2 protein-coding genes are annotated in these 23,172 nt (G+C 49.4%); both read left to right on the plus strand.

All coding sequences use genetic code 11. The annotated features are described in order from the left end of the window. The first annotated feature begins 20 nt into the window (after positions 1-20). Positions 21-21,830 carry a filamentous hemagglutinin N-terminal domain-containing protein gene (locus ACJJI0_RS16865; protein ID WP_444883490.1) on the plus strand — a complete coding sequence of 7,270 codons (21,810 nt, stop codon included), beginning with the start codon at positions 21-23 and terminating at the stop codon, positions 21,828-21,830. 330 nt (positions 21,831-22,160) lie between these two features. Continuing rightward, the gene (locus ACJJI0_RS16870; RefSeq protein ID WP_444883491.1) at positions 22,161-23,138 is read left to right on the plus strand and encodes a tyrosine-type recombinase/integrase; all 978 of its coding nucleotides are present in this window, start codon (positions 22,161-22,163) and stop codon (positions 23,136-23,138) included. Positions 23,139-23,172 lie beyond the last annotated feature (34 nt).

Below are 23,172 nucleotides of genomic sequence, written 5' to 3' on the forward strand. Positions count from 1 at the left end.
GCTCTATGCAAGGTACCGGTATGAAAGCCAAAATAAATACTCTTGAACTGAAAAAACTGACTTCTGCAATCAAGGTATCTCGCTTAGCGTATGCTGGCATGTTTGCAGGCTTACTAAGCCCTCTGGCACATGCGGGCCCGGAAGGCGGTGTGGTAACCGGCGGTAGTGGCACAATCGATGTGAATGGTACGATCACCACAATCGATCAAAATACTGATCTGCTCTCGATAGATTGGGATTCTTTTAATCTAAGTGCTGAAGAGCTTGTAAAGTTTCTTCAGCCAAATACCTCCTCAGTCGTACTCAACCGAATTTTGGATCAAAGTGCTAGTAAGATTCATGGCTCCATTGAAGCAAATGGCCACGTTATTCTAGTAAACCCGCGCGGGGTACTCTTTACCGAAAGTGCCACTATTAATGTTGGTGCCATTACCGCCTCTGGGCTCGATATGAGCCCAGAGGATTTTATGAATGGCGACTTTACCTTTAAGGGAGAGGACGGCTCCGCGGGCTTTGTTGTCAATAAAGGTGTTATCAATGCAGCCAGTGCTGTATTGGTAGGTAAACAAGTCACCAACGCCTCGTCAGGTCTGATTAGCGCAGAGCTGGTCAGTTTGGCCGCTGCAGATGAAGCGATCCTTACCTTCGATGCCGACGGCATGATCGGTGTACAAGTTACTAAAGAGGTGATGGAAAACGACCTCGGTGTTGATAGCGCCGTTTTAAATGAAGGTAATATCGATGGTGCCCAGGTACTCCTGGAAGCGAGCGTATCTGGTGACTTATTTACTGCTGCAGTAAATAACGAAGGCACGATTAAAGCACAGGGAATCGACACCAGCGGAGGTAAAATCCGTTTATTTGGTTCGGGTTCCAGTGTCATCAATAGTGGCGAGTTACAAGCCGCTGGTTCCACGGGCGGTCAGGTGGTGCTCGAGGGTGATACTGCAGAACACAGTGGTGCGATTGATGTTCGTGGTAGCGCTGGCCGGGGCGGTCAGGCCATGGTTCTCGGCGATGAAGTGCTGGTCAGCGGCACCATAGATGCCCGTGGCACGACGGCAGGTGGTGAAGCATTAATCGGTGGAGATTATCAAGGAAAAAATTCCCGGATTCGTAATGCCAAAAAAACAACAGTCACTGAAGATGCTCATATTGACGCGAGTGGTTTAGGCGAAAGCGATGGTGGTGAGGTTATTGTTTGGGCCGACCATACTACGAATTTTGCCGGAACTATTTTAGCCGAGTCAGGTAAGCAAGGTGGTGATGGTGGTTTTGTCGAAACTTCAGGTAAGGTTTATCTTAACCTTGGTGAAGATGGCATGTATGTTTCTACATTAAGCCATGGCAAAGGAATTACAGGAGAATGGCTATTAGATCCAGGTTGGTTCGATATCCTAGATGATAGTTCAGAGGATGTTCCTGAGTGCATAAGTAACTGCATGAGTGTGGGTACATTACAGGACGCTTTAACTAATAATAGTGTAACTGTAAAAACAACTTCCGATAATACTGCAAATGCTGCTTGGAATAGTGGTAATGAAAGTTATTCTGGTGATTTTACTTACGGAATACGTATTCGAAATAACTTGAGTTGGAGCAGTAATACTACATTAACTCTAGATTCCCATGCTGGAGTAATGATACACCAAGATGCAACTGTAGATGCTGGTGGAGCTGGTAGCCTCTCTATCCTTGCCAAAACAGATGTGATTAATAACGGAACTATTCAAGGCCTAGTAAACTTTTCTGTGGTAACAGATGGTAGTTTCATTAATGCCGCATCGGCCGTATTGAATGATAGTTATTTTGGTTCCATAACTGCTGAAAATATTCAGATTATAGCTCAAGGGGATATCGAAAATAATCTGGATGGAGATAAGGTAGCAGAAATAGTTGCTAATAAGATTAATTTATCTGCTGGTGGTTCTTTTAATAATTACGGTAAGATAAATTTTTCAGGTGTCTCAGATGGTCAGGGTGCTTTTGAAGGAGATAGTTTCGAATTAAAAATTGGTCAAAAAGGTGAGGGCTCAACTAATTATCTTGGTAAGATTTATTTTGATGGTGCATCGCAAGCTACTTTCAACGTTTTAGGTGGCAGTGGTTCTGATATATTTGTTCTTAGTGATTGGCAAGATGAAGTATTCATCACTGGGAATAATGCATTTGATCTGGTATCAACCTCAACAAACCCTGATGAGACCAATGTAAATCATCTAAAATTGTCCTTTTCTAGCATCGAAACTCTTAATACCGGTGCGGGTACAGACAGTATTATTGACAGTACTGGGCAAACCGGCAGTCAGTGGATTTTGGGGGCCGGGAATAAAGAAATCACAGGCTACAATATTGCCTTCAGTGATGTAGAAACTATCCAGGCAAATGTTGGTGAGCTGGTTGGCAGAAATGACCAAGATGAAATCTTTACACTTTCTGCTTACACAGATAATGGACAGCAAAAGACCCAGATTGATACTAAAGGCATGGCCTTTACCGGTATTGATATTTTAAGCGCTGGGGACTCAAGCTCTTTTACAGACACGATTAACAGTAGTGTTAACAATAGAAACTGGGCGCTCACAGCGAGTGATAACCAGGTAGAGCATGCCGATGTCATCATCAACGATGCTGATATATTCAGTGGCGGCAATGGAATACTGCAGGGTGCGTCCAATAGCAATGATAGCTACCAAATTGTAAAAAATGCTGATAGCACAACGGCGATCCAAGTTGATGGAATGCACTTCAATGGGCTTACCCGAGTGGAAGCCGGAGCACATGCTGGTGTTAACACAACAGATATTTTGATCGGTACCGACGAGGCCGATACGTTTGGTTTCCTTAGTGGCGAATTACATACTTACGGTATTAGCTTCACCGGTATTGAAGAAGTTAATGCTGGAGGCACAAGTAATGATGGCATTTCTGATCAACTGAATACAGAAACTGATGTAAATCTCACCGGAAATCAAGAAGAGCTGCGCAATGCCAATATCCTGTTCAAAGATATTGAACAGGTCGCCTTTATTAACAACTCGAACGGCAAGATTGTCGGATCGGCTATAGATGACAGCTTTATCATTGCCAGTACCGGTGACAAGCTCACGGCTAATAATATCGACTTTACTGGCTTCAATAAAACGATTGATACCGGCGAGGGCACTGACACCGTTAGTACGCTTGTAGCCAACAGTACATGGAGTCTCTCGAATACAGATAAAGAAGCCACAAGCAGCGGAATTACCTTTACCAATATAGAAAAAGTCACCGCTTCAGATAATCAGGGCACACTGGAAAGTAAGAACGATGATAATGAATTTGCCCTGACTAGTGATGGACGTATTGATGCTGATGCTATTCGCTTTACTGGATTTACCACAATTGAGGGTAACGGTACTGCGTCACTAGATGCCAGTGCTATTAGTGGCAATCTTCTTTTGCTAGATGACAACAAGGTAAAAGCAGATTTTACCGATGGCAATATTATCGATATTACGATATCCGGTATTAATGAAGCGGTAGCGAGTAATCTGCTGGGTGCGGATATCGCTTATACAGTAAAAGATACCAACAAAGTTTTCGCTAAAGCGATCACCTTCTCCGGTGTTGATCGTATTGTTGATACTGGCTCTAGTGGAGCTGTTACCTCTGAGACCAGTGACCAGTGGGAACTCGTTTCTGCGGATAATGAAGTTAAGCACTCAGGCATTACTTTTGCAGGAATGCGTAGTCTGACGGGTGGTAATAACACCCTCGTTGGTGCCGCTGATAACGGAGATAGCTATCAGCTTTCCCTGACAGGCGATATCACCGTTGACTCCATGATCTTTAAAGGTATTCGCAATGTGAATGCGAATACGGATGATACTAATTATACGGACACGGTAGATGCAACCGGTGCAGTTACTCTTCAAGGTAATAATGCCTTTGGTGTAACCATCGATCCTAATGGTAGCAGCTATGACATCAACTTTAGTGGCATTGATGCGGTTACTAATACAGGAATTTTAACCGGCACCACGGGTGCAGACACCTTCACCGTAGAGGGTGATAATAAGCTGCGCAGCAAAGGCATCCAGTTCTCGGATGTGAGCTCTGTATTAGCCGGCAACGATACTAATATTGCCGACACCGTGAATGCAAAGGCTGGAGAAACGGTTGCGCTAACCGGAATCGCAAAAGAACTGATTACCAGCAATATCTTATTTAAACAGATTGAGGTAGCGGGTACTGGTGGTGAAAACCTTGTCGGCTCAGACTTAGCCGATACGATCGAGATTACTGGGGACAAGGCCTTCAAGGCCAATGAGATAGCCTTTACCGGTATTGCAAGCCTCAATACCGGTGCGGGTACAGACAGTATTATTGACGGTACTGGGCAAACCGGCAGCCAGTGGATTTTGGGATCCGGAAATAAAGAGATCACAGGCTACAATATTGCCTTCAGTGATGTAGAAACTATCCAGGCAAATGTTGGCGAGTTGGTTGGCAGAAATGACCAAGATGAAATATTTACGCTTTCTGCTTACACAGATAATGGACAGCAAAAGACCCAGATTGATACTAAAGGCATGGCCTTTACCGGTATTGATATTTTAAGCGCTGGGGACTCAAGCTCTTTTACAGACACGATTAACAGTAGTGTTAACAATAGAAACTGGGCGCTCACAGCGAGTGATAACCAGGTAGAGCATGCCGATGTCATCATCAACGATGCTGATATATTCAGTGGCGGCAATGGAATACTGCAGGGTGCGTCCAATAGCAATGATAGCTACCAAATTGTAAAAAATGCTGATAGCACAACGGCGATCCAAGTTGATGGAATGCACTTCAATGGGCTTACCCGAGTGGAAGCCGGAGCACATGCTGGTGTTAACACAACAGATATTTTGATCGGTACCGACGAGGCCGATACGTTTGGTTTCCTTAGTGGCGAATTACATACTTACGGTATTAGCTTCACCGGTATTGAAGAAGTTAATGCTGGAGGCACAAGTAATGATGGCATTTCTGATCAACTGAATACAGAAACTGATGTAAATCTCACCGGAAATCAAGAAGAGCTGCGCAATGCCAATATCCTGTTCAAAGATATTGAACAGGTCGCCTTTATTAACAACTCGAACGGCAAGATTGTCGGATCGGCTATAGATGACAGCTTTATCATTGCCAGTACCGGTGACAAGCTCACGGCTAATAATATCGACTTTACTGGCTTCAATAAAACGATTGATACCGGCGAGGGCACTGACACCGTTAGTACGCTTGTAGCCAACAGTACATGGAGTCTCTCGAATACAGATAAAGAAGCCACAAGCAGCGGAATTACCTTTACCAATATAGAAAAAGTCACCGCTTCAGATAATCAGGGCACACTGGAAAGTAAGAACGATGATAATGAATTTGCCCTGACTAGTGATGGACGTATTGATGCTGATGCTATTCGCTTTACTGGATTTACCACAATTGAGGGTAACGGTACTGCGTCACTAGATGCCAGTGCTATTAGTGGCAATCTTCTTTTGCTAGATGACAACAAGGTAAAAGCAGATTTTACCGATGGCAATATTATCGATATTACGATATCCGGTATTAATGAAGCGGTAGCGAGTAATCTGCTGGGTGCGGATATCGCTTATACAGTAAAAGATACCAACAAAGTTTTCGCTAAAGCGATCACCTTCTCCGGTGTTGATCGTATTGTTGATACTGGCTCTAGTGGAGCTGTTACCTCTGAGACCAGTGACCAGTGGGAACTCGTTTCTGCGGATAATGAAGTTAAGCACTCAGGCATTACTTTTGCAGGAATGCGTAGTCTGACGGGTGGTAATAACACCCTCGTTGGTGCCGCTGATAACGGAGATAGCTATCAGCTTTCCCTGACAGGCGATATCACCGTTGACTCCATGATCTTTAAAGGTATTCGCAATGTGAATGCGAATACGGATGATACTAATTATACGGACACGGTAGATGCAACCGGTGCAGTTACTCTTCAAGGTAATAATGCCTTTGGTGTAACCATCGATCCTAATGGTAGCAGCTATGACATCAACTTTAGTGGCATTGATGCGGTTACTAATACAGGAATTTTAACCGGCACCACGGGTGCAGACACCTTCACCGTAGAGGGTGATAATAAGCTGCGCAGCAAAGGCATCCAGTTCTCGGATGTGAGCTCTGTATTAGCCGGCAACGATACTAATATTGCCGACACCGTGAATGCAAAGGCTGGAGAAACGGTTGCGCTAACCGGAATCGCAAAAGAACTGATTACCAGCAATATCTTATTTAAACAGATTGAGGTAGCGGGTACTGGTGGTGAAAACCTTGTCGGCTCAGACTTAGCCGATACGATCGAGATTACTGGGGACAAGGCCTTCAAGGCCAATGAGATAGCCTTTACCGGTATTGCAAGCCTCAATACCGGTGCGGGTACAGACAGTATTATTGACGGTACTGGGCAAACCGGCAGCCAGTGGATTTTGGGATCCGGAAATAAAGAGATCACAGGCTACAATATTGCCTTCAGTGATGTAGAAACTATCCAGGCAAATGTTGGCGAGTTGGTTGGCAGAAATGACCAAGATGAAATATTTACGCTTTCTGCTTACACAGATAATGGACAGCAAAAGACCCAGATTGATACTAAAGGCATGGCCTTTACCGGTATTGATATTTTAAGCGCTGGGGACTCAAGCTCTTTTACAGACACGATTAACAGTAGTGTTAACAATAGAAACTGGGCGCTCACAGCGAGTGATAATCAGGTAGAGCATGCCGATGTCATCATCAACGATGCTGATATATTCAGTGGCGGCAATGGAATACTGCAGGGTGCGTCCAATAGCAATGATAGCTACCAAATTGTAAAAAATGCTGATAGCACAACGGCGATCCAAGTTGATGGGATGCACTTTAATGGGCTTACCAGAGTGGAAGCCGGAGCACATGCTGGTGTTAACACAACAGATATTTTGATCGGTACCGACGAGGCCGATACGTTTGGTTTCCTTAGTGGCGAATTACATACTTACGGTATTAGCTTCACCGGTATTGAAGAAGTTAATGCTGGAGGCACAAGTAATGATGGCATTTCTGATCAACTGAATACAGAAACTGATGTAAATCTCACCGGAAATCAAGAAGAGCTGCGCAATGCCAATATCCTGTTCAAAGATATTGAACAGGTCGCCTTTATTAACAACTCGAACGGCAAGATTGTCGGATCGGCTATAGATGACAGCTTTATCATTGCCAGTACCGGTGACAAGCTCACGGCTAATAATATCGACTTTACTGGCTTCAATAAAACGATTGATACCGGCGAGGGCACTGACACCGTTAGTACGCTTGTAGCCAACAGTACATGGAGTCTCTCGAATACAGATAAAGAAGCCACAAGCAGCGGAATTACCTTTACCAATATAGAAAAAGTCACCGCTTCAGATAATCAGGGCACACTGGAAAGTAAGAACGATGATAATGAATTTGCCCTGACTAGTGATGGACGTATTGATGCTGATGCTATTCGCTTTACTGGATTTACCACAATTGAGGGTAACGGTACTGCGTCACTAGATGCCAGTGCTATTAGTGGCAATCTTCTTTTGCTAGATGACAACAAGGTAAAAGCAGATTTTACCGATGGCAATATTATCGATATTACGATATCCGGTATTAATGAAGCGGTAGCGAGTAATCTGCTGGGTGCGGATATCGCTTATACAGTAAAAGATACCAACAAAGTTTTCGCTAAAGCGATCACCTTCTCCGGTGTTGATCGTATTGTTGATACTGGCTCTAGTGGAGCTGTTACCTCTGAGACCAGTGACCAGTGGGAACTCGTTTCTGCGGATAATGAAGTTAAGCACTCAGGCATTACTTTTGCAGGAATGCGTAGTCTGACGGGTGGTAATAACACCCTCGTTGGTGCCGCTGATAACGGAGATAGCTATCAGCTTTCCCTGACAGGCGATATCACCGTTGACTCCATGATCTTTAAAGGTATTCGCAATGTGAATGCGAATACGGATGATACTAATTATACGGACACGGTAGATGCAACCGGTGCAGTTACTCTTCAAGGTAATAATGCCTTTGGTGTAACCATCGATCCTAATGGTAGCAGCTATGACATCAACTTTAGTGGCATTGATGCGGTTACTAATACAGGAATTTTAACCGGCACCACGGGTGCAGACACCTTCACCGTAGAGGGTGATAATAAGCTGCGCAGCAAAGGCATCCAGTTCTCGGATGTGAGCTCTGTATTAGCCGGCAACGATACTAATATTGCCGACACCGTGAATGCAAAGGCTGGAGAAACGGTTGCGCTAACCGGAATCGCAAAAGAACTGATTACCAGCAATATCTTATTTAAACAGATTGAGGTAGCGGGTACTGGTGGTGAAAACCTTGTCGGCTCAGACTTAGCCGATACGATCGAGATTACTGGGGACAAGGCCTTCAAGGCCAATGAGATAGCCTTTACCGGTATTGCAAGCCTCAATACCGGTGCGGGTACAGACAGTATTATTGACGGTACTGGGCAAACCGGCAGCCAGTGGATTTTGGGATCCGGAAATAAAGAGATCACAGGCTACAATATTGCCTTCAGTGATGTAGAAACTATCCAGGCAAATGTTGGCGAGTTGGTTGGCAGAAATGACCAAGATGAAATATTTACGCTTTCTGCTTACACAGATAATGGACAGCAAAAGACCCAGATTGATACTAAAGGCATGGCCTTTACCGGTATTGATATTTTAAGCGCTGGGGACTCAAGCTCTTTTACAGACACGATTAACAGTAGTGTTAACAATAGAAACTGGGCGCTCACAGCGAGTGATAATCAGGTAGAGCATGCCGATGTCATCATCAACGATGCTGATATATTCAGTGGCGGCAATGGAATACTGCAGGGTGCGTCCAATAGCAATGATAGCTACCAAATTGTAAAAAATGCTGATAGCACAACGGCGATCCAAGTTGATGGGATGCACTTTAATGGGCTTACCCGAGTGGAAGCCGGAGCACATGCTGGTGTTAACACAACAGATATTTTGATCGGTACCGACGAGGCCGATACGTTTGGTTTCCTTAGTGGCGAATTACATACTTACGGTATCAGCTTCACCGGTATTGAAGAAGTTAATGCTGGAGGCACAAGTAATGATGGAATTTCTGATCAACTGAATACAGAAACTGATGTAAATCTCACCGGAAATCAAGAAGAGCTGCGCAATGCCAATATCCTGTTCAAAGATATTGAACAGGTCGCCTTTATTAACAACTCGAACGGCAAGATTGTCGGATCGGCTATAGATGACAGCTTTATCATAGCCAGTACCGGTGACAAGCTCACGGCTAATAATATCGACTTTACTGGCTTCAATAAAACGATTGATACCGGCGAGGGCACTGACACCGTTAGTACGCTTGTAGCCAACAGTACATGGAGTCTCTCGAATACAGATAAAGAAGCCACAAGCAGCGGAATTACCTTTACCAATATAGAAAAAGTCACCGCTTCAGATAATCAGGGCACACTGGAAAGTAAGAACGATGATAATGAATTTGCCCTGACTAGTGATGGACGTATTGATGCTGATGCTATTCGCTTTACTGGATTTACCACAATTGAGGGTAACGGTACTGCGTCACTAGATGCCAGTGCTATTAGTGGCAATCTTCTTTTGCTAGATGACAACAAGGTAAAAGCAGATTTTACCGATGGCAATATTATCGATATTACGATATCCGGTATTAATGAAGCGGTAGCGAGTAATCTGCTGGGTGCGGATATCGCTTATACAGTAAAAGATACCAACAAAGTTTTCGCTAAAGCGATCACCTTCTCCGGTGTTGATCGTATTGTTGATACTGGCTCTAGTGGAGCTGTTACCTCTGAGACCAGCGACCAGTGGGAACTCGTTTCTGCGGATAATGAAGTTAAGCACTCAGGCATTACTTTTGCAGGAATGCGTAGTCTGACGGGTGGTAATAACACCCTCGTTGGTGCCGCTGATAACGGAGATAGCTATCAGCTTTCCCTGACAGGCGATATCACCGTTGACTCCATGATCTTTAAAGGTATTCGCAATGTGAATGCGAATACGGATGATACTAATTATACGGACACGGTAGATGCAACCGGTGCAGTTACTCTTCAAGGTAATAATGCCTTTGGTGTAACCATCGATCCTAATGGTAGCAGCTATGACATCAACTTTAGTGGCATTGATGCGGTTACTAATACAGGAATTTTAACCGGCACCACGGGTGCAGACACCTTCACCGTAGAGGGTGATAATAAGCTGCGCAGCAAAGGCATCCAGTTCTCGGATGTGAGCTCTGTATTAGCCGGCAACGATACTAATATTGCCGACACCGTGAATGCAAAGGCTGGAGAAACGGTTGCGCTAACCGGAATCGCAAAAGAACTGATTACCAGCAATATCTTATTTAAACAGATTGAGGTAGCGGGTACTGGTGGTGAAAACCTTGTCGGCTCAGACTTAGCCGATACGATCGAGATTACTGGGGACAAGGCCTTCAAGGCCAATGAGATAGCCTTTACCGGTATTGCAAGCCTCAATACCGGTGCGGGTACAGACAGTATTATTGACGGTACTGGGCAAACCGGCAGCCAGTGGATTTTGGGATCCGGAAATAAAGAGATCACAGGCTACAATATTGCCTTCAGTGATGTAGAAACTATCCAGGCAAATGTTGGCGAGTTGGTTGGCAGAAATGACCAAGATGAAATATTTACGCTTTCTGCTTACACAGATAATGGACAGCAAAAGACCCAGATTGATACTAAAGGCATGGCCTTTACCGGTATTGATATTTTAAGCGCTGGGGACTCAAGCTCTTTTACAGACACGATTAACAGTAGTGTTAACAATAGAAACTGGGCGCTCACAGCGAGTGATAATCAGGTAGAGCATGCCGATGTCATCATCAACGATGCTGATATATTCAGTGGCGGCAATGGAATACTGCAGGGTGCGTCCAATAGCAATGATAGCTACCAAATTGTAAAAAATGCTGATAGCACAACGGCGATCCAAGTTGATGGAATGCACTTCAATGGGCTTACCCGAGTGGAAGCCGGAGCACATGCTGGTGTTAACACAACAGATATTTTGATCGGTACCGACGAGGCCGATACGTTTGGTTTCCTTAGTGGCGAATTACATACTTACGGTATTAGCTTCACCGGTATTGAAGAAGTTAATGCTGGAGGCACAAGTAATGATGGCATTTCTGATCAACTGAATACAGAAACTGATGTAAATCTCACCGGAAATCAAGAAGAGCTGCGCAATGCCAATATCCTGTTCAAAGATATTGAACAGGTCGCCTTTATTAACAACTCGAACGGCAAGATTGTCGGATCGGCTATAGATGACAGCTTTATCATAGCCAGTACCGGTGACAAGCTCACGGCTAATAATATCGACTTTACTGGCTTCAATAAAACGATTGATACCGGCGAGGGCACTGACACCGTTAGTACGCTTGTAGCCAACAGTACATGGAGTCTCTCGAATACAGATAAAGAAGCCACAAGCAGCGGAATTACCTTTACCAATATAGAAAAAGTCACCGCTTCAGATAATCAGGGCACACTGGAAAGTAAGAACGATGATAATGAATTTGCCCTGACTAGTGATGGACGTATTGATGCTGATACTATTCGCTTTACTGGGTTTACCACAATTGAGGGTAACGGTACTGCATCACTAGATGCCAGTGCTATTATTGGCAATCTTCTTTTGCTAGATGACAACAAGGTAAAAGCAGATTTTACCGATGGCAATATTATCGATATTACGATATCCGGTATTAATGAAGCGGTAGCGAGTAATCTGCTGGGTGCGGATATCGCTTATACAGTAAAAGATACCAACAAAGTTTTCGCTAAAGCGATCACCTTCTCCGGTGTTGATCGTATTGTTGATACTGGCTCTAGTGGAGCTGTTACCTCTGAGACCAGTGACCAGTGGGAACTCGTTTCTGCGGATAATGAAGTTAAGCACTCAGGCATTACTTTTGCAGGAATGCGTAGTCTGACGGGTGGTAATAACACCCTCGTTGGTGCCGCTGATAACGGAGATAGCTATCAGCTTTCCCTGACAGGCGATATCACCGTTGACTCCATGATCTTTAAAGGTATTCGCAATGTGAATGCGAATACGGATGATACTAATTATACGGACACGGTAGATGCAACCGGTGCAGTTACTCTTCAAGGTAATAATGCCTTTGGTGTAACCATCGATCCTAATGGTAGCAGCTATGACATTAACTTTAGTGGCATTGATGCGGTTACTAATACAGGAATTTTAACCGGCACCACGGGTGCAGACACCTTCACCGTAGAGGGTGATAATAAGCTGCGCAGCAAAGGCATCCAGTTCTCGGATGTGAGCTCTGTATTAGCCGGCAACGATACTAATATTGCCGACACCGTGAATGCAAAGGCTGGAGAAACGGTTGCGCTAACCGGAATCGCAAAAGAACTGATTACCAGCAATATCTTATTTAAACAGATTGAGGTAGCGGGTACTGGTGGTGAAAACCTTGTCGGCTCAGACTTAGCCGATACGATCGAGATTACTGGGGACAAGGCCTTCAAGGCCAATGAGATAGCCTTTACCGGTATTGCAAGCCTCAATACCGGTGCGGGTACAGACAGTATTATTGACGGTACTGGGCAAACCGGCAGCCAGTGGATTTTGGGATCCGGAAATAAAGAGATCACAGGCTACAATATTGCCTTCAGTGATGTAGAAACTATCCAGGCAAATGTTGGCGAGTTGGTTGGCAGAAATGACCAAGATGAAATATTTACGCTTTCTGCTTACACAGATAATGGACAGCAAAAGACCCAGATTGATACTAAAGGCATGGCCTTTACCGGTATTGATATTTTAAGCGCTGGGGACTCAAGCTCTTTTACAGACACGATTAACAGTAGTGTTAACAATAGAAACTGGGCGCTCACAGCGAGTGATAACCAGGTAGAGCATGCCGATGTCATCATCAACGATGCTGATATATTCAGTGGCGGCAATGGAATACTGCAGGGTGCGTCCAATAGCAATGATAGCTACCAAATTGTAAAAAATGCTGATAGCACAACGGCGATCCAAGTTGATGGAATGCACTTCAATGGGCTTACCCGAGTGGAAGCCGGAGCACATGCTGGTGTTAATACATCGGATATTTTACTAGGCACCAATGATAAAGAAATATTTACTTTTAATGACAGTGCTGAGCTACAGGTTAATGGCTTAACGTTTACTGGTCTTGAGTCTGTCAATGCTTTGGGCGGCGATGATTATGTAGATGCCGAAAATTACTCTAATGGTCTGGAGCTAACAGGTATTGCTGGAGAGTTACGTCTTTACTCTCAGGGGTTACTTTTCCAGGATATTGAAGACGCTTACACCACAACTCTCTATGGCACCGATAATGTTGATGCTTTCAGCATAATTGAAAACGGAAATGACAACCTTGTTGTTGCCTCAGCGATCGATTTTACTGGGGTGACACTTGTCGATGCATTGGGAGGCCAGGACACCTTATCCGTCGATGAGGCAAATCTAGAAAATGGAAAAATCAACGGGATCCAATTCGTTAATCTCAGTGACATTATCTCCAGTAGCATTGTTATTGGGGCGTCCCAAGAAGGAGATTTTTATGTATTAGGGGATGGGTTGGTTTCATCTGATACTGATTCGCAAAATCCTGGATATGAATTTAATTTCACTGGTGTAACAAGTGTTAAAACAAATGGCTATGCAAGAACTGTAACTGGTTTACTTGGCCACAACTGGATAATTAATAACGCTAACACTGCGACGAATAATGGCATTACATTTTTTGATGTCTCTTACTTAATTGCAAAGAATGCAGGTTTAGAAGGGTACTCAAATTTAGGCTGGGCTTTGACTGCTAATGATAATGAAGTAAGTCATGCAGGAATTATTATAAAAAATGCGAATTTAATTAGTGGAGGCGGTAGCACGCTGACGGGCAAAGAAGGCTTTGCTGACACCTACACCTTCCTAGACGGCGGCAGCCAAGGGCAGTTAGTGAAGGTGGACAATATGCAGTTCGCCGGTCTCAGCACAGTCGCCGCCGGTGATGGAGGTGACACCGTGATTGGCCAGGCGGGCCAAGGTTGGGCCCTGACCGACAATGAGAATGAAGTAGAGCACGGCGCGATCACCATCCAGAACGCCGAGTTTATCAGCGGCGGCATCAGCACCCTGATGGGGGGAGACTTCGCTGACACCTACACCTTCCTCGACGGCGGCAGCCAGGGTCAGTTGGTGAAGGTGGACAATATGCAGTTCGCCGGCCTCAGCACGGTCGCCGCCGCCGGTGGTGATGACACCGTGATTGGCCAGGCGGGCCAAGGTTGGGCCCTGACCGACAATGAGAATGAAGTAGAGCACGGCGCGATCACCATCCAGAACGCCGAGTTTATCAGCGGCGGCATCAGCACCCTGATGGGGGGAGACTTCGCTGACACCTACACCTTCCTCGACGGCGGCAGCCAGGGTCAGTTGGTGAAGGTGGACAATATGCAGTTCGCCGGCCTCAGCACGGTCGCCGCCGCCGGTGGTGATGACACCGTGATTGGCCAGGCGGGCCAAGGTTGGGCCCTGACCGACAATGAGAATGAAGTAGAGCACGGCACGATCACCATCCAGAACGCCGAGTTTATCAGCGGCGGCATCAGCACCCTGATGGGGGGAGACTTCGCTGACACCTACACCTTCCTCGACGGCGGCAGCCAGGGTCAGTTGGTGAAGGTGGACAATATGCAGTTCGCCGGCCTCAGCACGGTCGCCGCCGCCGGTGGTGATGACACCGTGATTGGCCAGGCGGGCCAAGGTTGGGCCCTGACCGACAATGCGAATGAAGTAGAGCACGGCGCGATCACCATCCAGAACGCCGAGTTTATCAGCGGCGGCACCAGCACGCTGGCGGGTGGAGACTTCGCAGACACCTACACCTTCCTCGACGGCGGCAGCCAGGGTCAGTTGGTGAAGGTGGACAATATGCAGTTCGCCGGCCTCAGCACGGTCGCCGCCGCCGGTGGTGATGACACCGTGATTGGCCAGGCGGGCCAAGGTTGGGCCCTGACCGACAATGCGAATGAAGTAGAGCACGGCGCGATCACCATCCAGAACGCCGAGTTTATCAGCGGCGGCATCAGCACCCTGATGGGGGGAGACTTCGCTGACACCTACACCTTCCTCGACGGCGGCAGCCAGGGTCAGTTGGTGAAGGTGGACAATATGCAGTTCGCCGGCCTCAGCACGGTCGCCGCCGCCGGTGGTGATGACACCGTGATCGGTCAGGCGGGCCAAGGTTGGGCCCTGACCGACAATGCGAATGAAGTAGAGCACGGCACGATCACCATCCAAAACGCCGAGTTTATCAGCGGCGGCATCAGCACCCTGATGGGGGGAGACTTCGCTGACACCTACACCTTCCTCGACGGCGGCAGCCAGGGTCAGTTGGTGAAGGTGGACAATATGCAGTTCGCCGGCCTCAGCACGGTCGCCGCCGCCGGTGGTGATGACACCGTGATCGGTCAGGCGGGCCAAGGTTGGGCCCTGACCGACAATGAGAATGAAGTAGAGCACGGCACGATCACCATCCAGAACGCCGAGTTTATCAGCGGCGGCATCAGCACCCTGATGGGGGGAGACTTCGTTGACACCTACACCTTCCTCGACGGCGGCAGCCAGGGTCAGTTGGTGAAGGTGGACAATATGCAGTTCGCCGGCCTCAGCACGGTCGCCGCCGCCGGTGGTGATGACACCGTGATCGGTCAGGCGGGCCAAGGTTGGGCCCTGACCGACAATGAGAATGAAGTAGAGCACGGCACGATCACCATCCAGAACGCCGAGTTTATCAGCGGCGGCATCAGCACCCTGATGGGGGGAGACTTCGCTGACACCTACACCTTCCTCGACGGCGGCAGCCAGGGTCAGTTGGTGAAGGTGGACAATATGCAGTTCGCCGGCCTCAGCACGGTCGCCGCCGCCGGTGGTGATGACACCGTGATTGGCCAGGCGGGCCAAGGTTGGGCCCTGACCGACAATGAGAATGAAGTAGAGCACGGCGCGATCACCATCCAGAACGCCGAGTTTATCAGCGGCGGCATCAGCACCCTGATGGGGGGAGACTTCGCTGACACCTACACCTTCCTCGACGGCGGCAGCCAGGGTCAGTTGGTGAAGGTGGACAATATGCAGTTCGCCGGCCTCAGCACGGTCGCCGCCGCCGGTGGTGATGACACCGTGATTGGCCAGGCGGGCCAAGGTTGGGCCCTGACCGACAATGAGAATGAAGTAGAGCACGGCACGATCACCATCCAGAACGCCGAGTTTATCAGCGGCGGCATCAGCACCCTGATGGGGGGAGACTTCGCTGACACCTACACCTTCCTCGACGGCGGCAGCCAGGGTCAGTTGGTGAAGGTGGACAATATGCAGTTCGCCGGCCTCAGCACGGTCGCCGCCGCCGGTGGTGATGACACCGTGATTGGCCAGGCGGGCCAAGGTTGGGCCCTGACCGACAATGCGAATGAAGTAGAGCACGGCGCGATCACCATCCAGAACGCCGAGTTTATCAGCGGCGGCACCAGCACGCTGGCGGGTGGAGACTTCGCAGACACCTACACCTTCCTCGACGGCGGCAGCCAGGGTCAGTTGGTGAAGGTGGACAATATGCAGTTCGCCGGCCTCAGCACGGTCGCCGCCGCCGGTGGTGATGACACCGTGATTGGCCAGGCGGGCCAAGGTTGGGCCCTGACCGACAATGCGAATGAAGTAGAGCACGGCGCGATCACCATCCAGAACGCCGAGTTTATCAGCGGCGGCATCAGCACCCTGATGGGGGGAGACTTCGCTGACACCTACACCTTCCTCGACGGCGGCAGCCAGGGTCAGTTGGTGAAGGTGGACAATATGCAGTTCGCCGGCCTCAGCACGGTCGCCGCCGCCGGTGGTGATGACACCGTGATCGGTCAGGCGGGCCAAGGTTGGGCCCTGACCGACAATGCGAATGAAGTAGAGCACGGCACGATCACCATCCAAAACGCCGAGTTTATCAGCGGCGGCATCAGCACCCTGATGGGGGGAGACTTCGCTGACACCTACACCTTCCTCGACGGCGGCAGCCAGGGTCAGTTGGTGAAGGTGGACAATATGCAGTTCGCCGGCCTCAGCACGGTCGCCGCCGCCGGTGGTGATGACACCGTGATCGGTCAGGCGGGCCAAGGTTGGGCCCTGACCGACAATGCGAATGAAGTAGAGCACGGCGCGATCACCATCCAGAATGCCGAGTTTATCAGCGGCGGCATCAGCACGCTGGCGGGTGGAGACTTCGCAGACACCTACACCTTCCTCGACGGCGGCAGCCAAGGGCAGTTGGTGAAGGTGGACGATATGCAGTTTGCCGGCCTCAGCACAGTCGCCGCCGCCGGTGGTGATGACACCGTGATTGGCCAGGCGGGCCAAGGTTGGGCCCTGACCGGCAATGCGAATGAAGTAGAGCACGGCACGATCACCATCCAGAACGCCGAGTTTATCAGCGGCGGCATCAGCACCCTGATGGGGGGAGACTTCGCTGACACCTACACCTTCCTCGACGGCGGCAGCCAGGGTCAGTTGGTGAAGGTGGACAATATGCAGTTCGCCGGCCTCAGCACGGTCGCCGCCGCCGGTGGTGATGACACCGTGATTGGCCAGGCGGGCCAAGGTTGGGCCCTGACCGACAATGAGAATGAAGTAGAGCACGGCGCGATCACCATCCAGAACGCCGAGTTTATCAGCGGCGGCATCAGCACCCTGATGGGGGGAGACTTCGCTGACACCTACACCTTCCTCGACGGCGGCAGCCAGGGTCAGTTGGTGAAGGTGGACAATATGCAGTTCGCCGGCCTCAGCACGGTCGCCGCCGCCGGTGGTGATGACACCGTGATTGGCCAGGCGGGCCAAGGTTGGGCCCTGACCGACAATGAGAATGAAGTAGAGCACGGCGCGATCACCATCCAGAACGCCGAGTTTATCAGCGGCGGCATCAGCACCCTGATGGGGGGAGACTTCGCTGACACCTACACCTTCCTCGACGGCGGCAGCCAGGGTCAGTTGGTGAAGGTGGACAATATGCAGTTCGCCGGCCTCAGCACGGTCGCCGCCGCCGGTGGTGATGACACCGTGATCGGTCAGGCGGGCCAAGGTTGGGCCCTGACCGACAATGCGAATGAAGTAGAGCACGGCGCGATCACCATCCAGAACGCCGAGTTTATCAGCGGCGGCATCAGCACCCTGATGGGGGGAGACTTCGCTGACACCTACACCTTCCTCGACGGCGGCAGCCAGGGTCAGTTGGTGAAGGTGGACAATATGCAGTTCGCCGGCCTCAGCACGGTCGCCGCCGCCGGTGGTGATGACACCGTGATCGGTCAGGCGGGCCAAGGTTGGGCCCTGACCGACAATGAGAATGAAGTAGAGCACGGCGCGATCACCATCCAGAACGCCGAGTTTATCAGCGGCGGCATCAGCACCCTGATGGGGGGAGACTTCGCTGACACCTACACCTTCCTCGACGGCGGCAGCCAGGGTCAGTTGGTGAAGGTGGACAATATGCAGTTCGCCGGCCTCAGCACGGTCGCCGCCGCCGGTGGTGATGACACCGTGATTGGCCAGGCGGGCCAAGGTTGGGCCCTGACCGACAATGAGAATGAAGTAGAGCACGGCGCGATCACCATCCAGAACGCCGAGTTTATCAGCGGCGGCATCAGCACCCTGATGGGGGGAGACTTCGCTGACACCTACACCTTCCTCGACGGCGGCAGCCAGGGTCAGTTGGTGAAGGTGGACAATATGCAGTTCGCCGGCCTCAGCACGGTCGCCGCCGCCGGTGGTGATGACACCGTGATCGGTCAGGCGGGCCAAGGTTGGGCCCTGACCGACAATGCGAATGAAGTAGAGCACGGCGCGATCACCATCCAGAACGCCGAGTTTATCAGCGGCGGCATCAGCACCCTGATGGGGGGAGACTTCGCTGACACCTACACCTTCCTCGACGGCGGCAGCCAGGGTCAGTTGGTGAAGGTGGACAATATGCAGTTCGCCGGCCTCAGCACGGTCGCCGCCGCCGGTGGTGATGACACCGTGATCGGTCAGGCGGGCCAAGGTTGGGCCCTGACCGACAATGAGAATGAAGTAGAGCACGGCGCGATCACCATCCAGAACGCCGAGTTTATCAGCGGCGGCATCAGCACCCTGATGGGGGGAGACTTCGCTGACACCTACACCTTCCTCGACGGCGGCAGCCAGGGTCAGTTGGTGAAGGTGGACAATATGCAGTTCGCCGGCCTCAGCACGGTCGCCGCCGACGGTGGTGATGACACCGTGATTGGCCAGGCGGGCCAAGGTTGGGCCCTGACCGACAATGCGAATGAAGTAGAGCACGGCGCGATCACCATCCAGAACGCCGAGTTCATCAGCGGCGGCACCAGCACGCTGGCGGGTGGAGAACATACGGACACTTTCACCTTAAGTAAGTCCGGAGCGGATGCCATAGTGCGAGTCGACAACATGACATTTATGGAACTTGATTCTGTGGATGCAGGCGAAGGCTCAGACACTATTGTGGCTACAAGTGATATAGCTGGAGAAACCTGGGTATTGGGATTAGGCCGCGGTGCTCTTGCTGTTGCAGGTGTGAGCTTTGAGGGCATTGAGCAGGTTGATGCAGACAACGTGTCGCTGGACGCATCAACAAATAATCAGGCAGACACTTTCGAACTGGCCAAAACTGGGAAATCGCTCAAAGCGCGGGGTATTGAGTTCTCGTCTGTTGCTAGCGTTTCTGCGGGAAGTGGTAACGAAGATAGCGATACGATTCAGAGCGATGCGGGAAGTTGGCAGTTAGCTGGTACTGCAAATGCCCTTGAGGTGAATGGTGTTCAATTTAGCGGTATTGATCATGTAGAAACTAATAATGCACAGTTATACGGTACTGATGCTGATGATGTCTTAGCCCTAACTGAGTCTGGAATCGCCACTGCGGGAATAGCATTTACAGGCATTACTAAAGTCAGCAGTGAGGGAGGTACTGACCATCTTGTAGGTACCTCTGGCAAGGATACATTTGTTCTGGCTTCCAATGGTGATATTACTGCTGCGGGTATTCTCTTTACCGGGCTTGAAAGTGTGGATACTGGTGAGGGTGAGGACACTGTTAATGCAGCCGGTAGTGGCGCTAGCTGGACATCTTCCAGTAATGGCAGCTCCCTAGAAAACGGAGCGGCTCAAGCCAGGGTGAATGGCCTTACTGTTCTGTTTGATAATCTTGAGATGGTCCAGGGAGTGGGTACATATATTGGCCAGGACATCGGCAGTAACTATGTCTTCGATAGCCTCAACAGCATGACAGTTGCCGGGGTCACTTTTGCGGATCTGGAGAGCCTGAGTGCGGGCAGTGGAAACGATACTATCGAGGGGGCCAATATCGATGCGGTTTGGGATATCAACGATGCGCAGAGTACCGTAAGCGGCAATAACAAAAAGCTTGTGTTTAGCGGTATTGAAACGATAAATGCGGGTAGTGGCCAGGATACTTTTAATTTAAATGGCGGTGAGCTTGCTTCAATAGATACCGGTGCAGGTAATGACACGGTCATACTCTCTGCAACCACCATCGATAGTATTTCCCTGGGAGAGGGGGATGACTACGTGGAAGTGAATGAGAATAGCTCTGACACAGTAGCACTCTCTGGTGGCAGCGGAAGTGATTCCTTCCAGTACAACCTTGCTGGTGATACTTGGCAGGTGAAATCCTCTGGTAACAAAGTAGGCAACTTTAGCTTCTCTGATTTTGAGTTCCTTGATAACACTTCCAGTAATCTCATGTTAGAAACAGACTTTGCTTTTGATTTTGAAAATGGCGGTGTTAATTCCGGCAGCTTCAACAAAAGCGGCGTAGGTTTGCGATTTGCTGGCAGTGGTATGCGTCTCGGTTACGATGGATCAGGGGATATTAATGTACTTAGCAGTGCCACGGGTACTATTGGCGGTAGCCTCAAAGCTAAGCGTGCAGATTTGGTGGTCAGCGGCGATGTCAATATTGAGTCCGATGTCGATGTCCTTGCTATCTCTACTTCCGGGCCGGATGTCGATATTACGGTGCTGGCGAAAGACAACCTACTGATTGATGAAATCAATGCGGGTCGCGGTAACGTTCAGCTGGCGAGTGAGGGCTTTGGCATGCTCACCGCTGAAACCTACGGCGATACCCATATCACAGCGGGCAATATCACTCTGGGTACCGATACTCAGCTCTGGAGTATTATCGGTAGCGAGTTGGTGCCGCTGCGTATGGATGCGCTTACCAATGTGGCAATTGTTTCTGTCTCCTACTACGAGCCTGAATTTATTGGGCAGGTACCGAACTTCACTAGTAAGGGTGACGAGCTGCAGTCTATCGCTGGTGCCCAGGCATCCCAGGGATTGCGCTCCGCAATCCAAAATGGTGTTGAGGACTTCACCCAGGTTGACCCGGCGATTTTCAGTGCGGTGAAACCTTACAGTAGTGGAGTGGATGCGGTGAATTCCCCGGAAATGCGTTTGAGATCCGGTGAGTTGTTACCTGCAGCGGGACTTTCCGGAACCGATGAGGAAGATCCGGAATTCGATGCCAGGCTGGAAGAGAGCCAGGATGTTACTGTCGACTACCGCGAGAAGGAGACCTTGGCCTCCATTAATTCAGGGGGCTGATGGTCCCTAGAAGACTTTAAAATACCGAACCGGCCCCAGTGGCCGGTTTTTTTATGGGCGTTTGTATTGGAAATATCTGGGGACTTTTCGTGGGTAAGATTTACATAAGCCGCAACGAAAAAAGGCCGACTCTTTCGAGTCAGCCTTTTTGGAATTGGTGCCCAGGAGAGGACTTAGGGCCACTTTTCCTCATAGGGGCTATGAGCGCCAGTCAGCTCCAAATTATTGATTTTATTGAATATTTACGATTTATTTTCCCTTTGTGGTTGTCAGCGGTTTGCAGCTAGTAGCAAAATACTGCACCAGATTTGCACCAGGGAGTAAGGGAGCATGGCGACGTTAGCTAAACGCGGTAAAGCATGGCGCGCTCAAATAAGGCTAAGAGGTCATTCTGTTAGTGGCACCTTTGACACTAAAAGACAGGCTCAGGAATGGGCACAGGATACAGAATTTCAGATACGACAGGGAACCTACGGGAAGCCACAGGCCGGAACTTTTGGTGACCTAATGCAGCGTTTTGCTGAAACAGTATCACCAGGCAGGGCAGGGGCTAGATGGGAGACGATCAGGCTCAATAAGCTTCTAGCCGATCCAATATCGCAAGTGCCGCTATCAGATCTTAAGACACAGCACTTTGCTGAATTTAGAGATAGACGCCTTGCCTCCGTATCTGCGGGGTCAGTAAACCGCGAAATCAATCTACTGGGCTCTGTGTGTCGCTATGCTTTGCGCGAGTGGCATCTTTTAGATCACCACCCAATCCAAGGGCTTGAACGACCGAAAGACCCACGCCCACGGGACCGCCGTATTAGTGATAATGAAAGAGATCGAATCCTAAGAGCCCTGGATTGGCGAGAGGCTGCACCTCAAACCCGAAGCCAGGAAGTGGCATGGGCGTTTCTGGTAGCGTTAGAGACAGCGCTAAGGCTGGGAGAGATACTGGCATTAACGCGCGCTGATCTGGATTTACCGGGGCGATTTGTCACTGTGCAGACCTCAAAAAACGGGGACAAAAGGCACGTTCCGCTATCCCGGCGAGCGCTGGAGCTGTTTAGTATGGTGGCGGATAGCTCGGGAAGTTTCTTGGAAGTCGGGCGGGATGTGGCTAGTGTTCTTTTTCGCCGTGCTCGAATAGATGCTGAGATTGAGGATTTGCGCTTTCACGATTCCAGGCATGAAGCTTTAACCCGGTTAGCCAGAAAACTCGATGTATTGGATTTGGCGCGTATGGTGGGGCATCGAGACCCGCGCTCTTTAATGGTTTATTACAATGCGACTGCCACAGAAATTGCATCGCGCCTAGATTGAACCTTGCTCTAGGCGCAATGAATATCCACGGTAG

The sequence above is a fragment of the Microbulbifer mixtoriginis (SeqCode) genome (genome assembly GCF_052466695.1).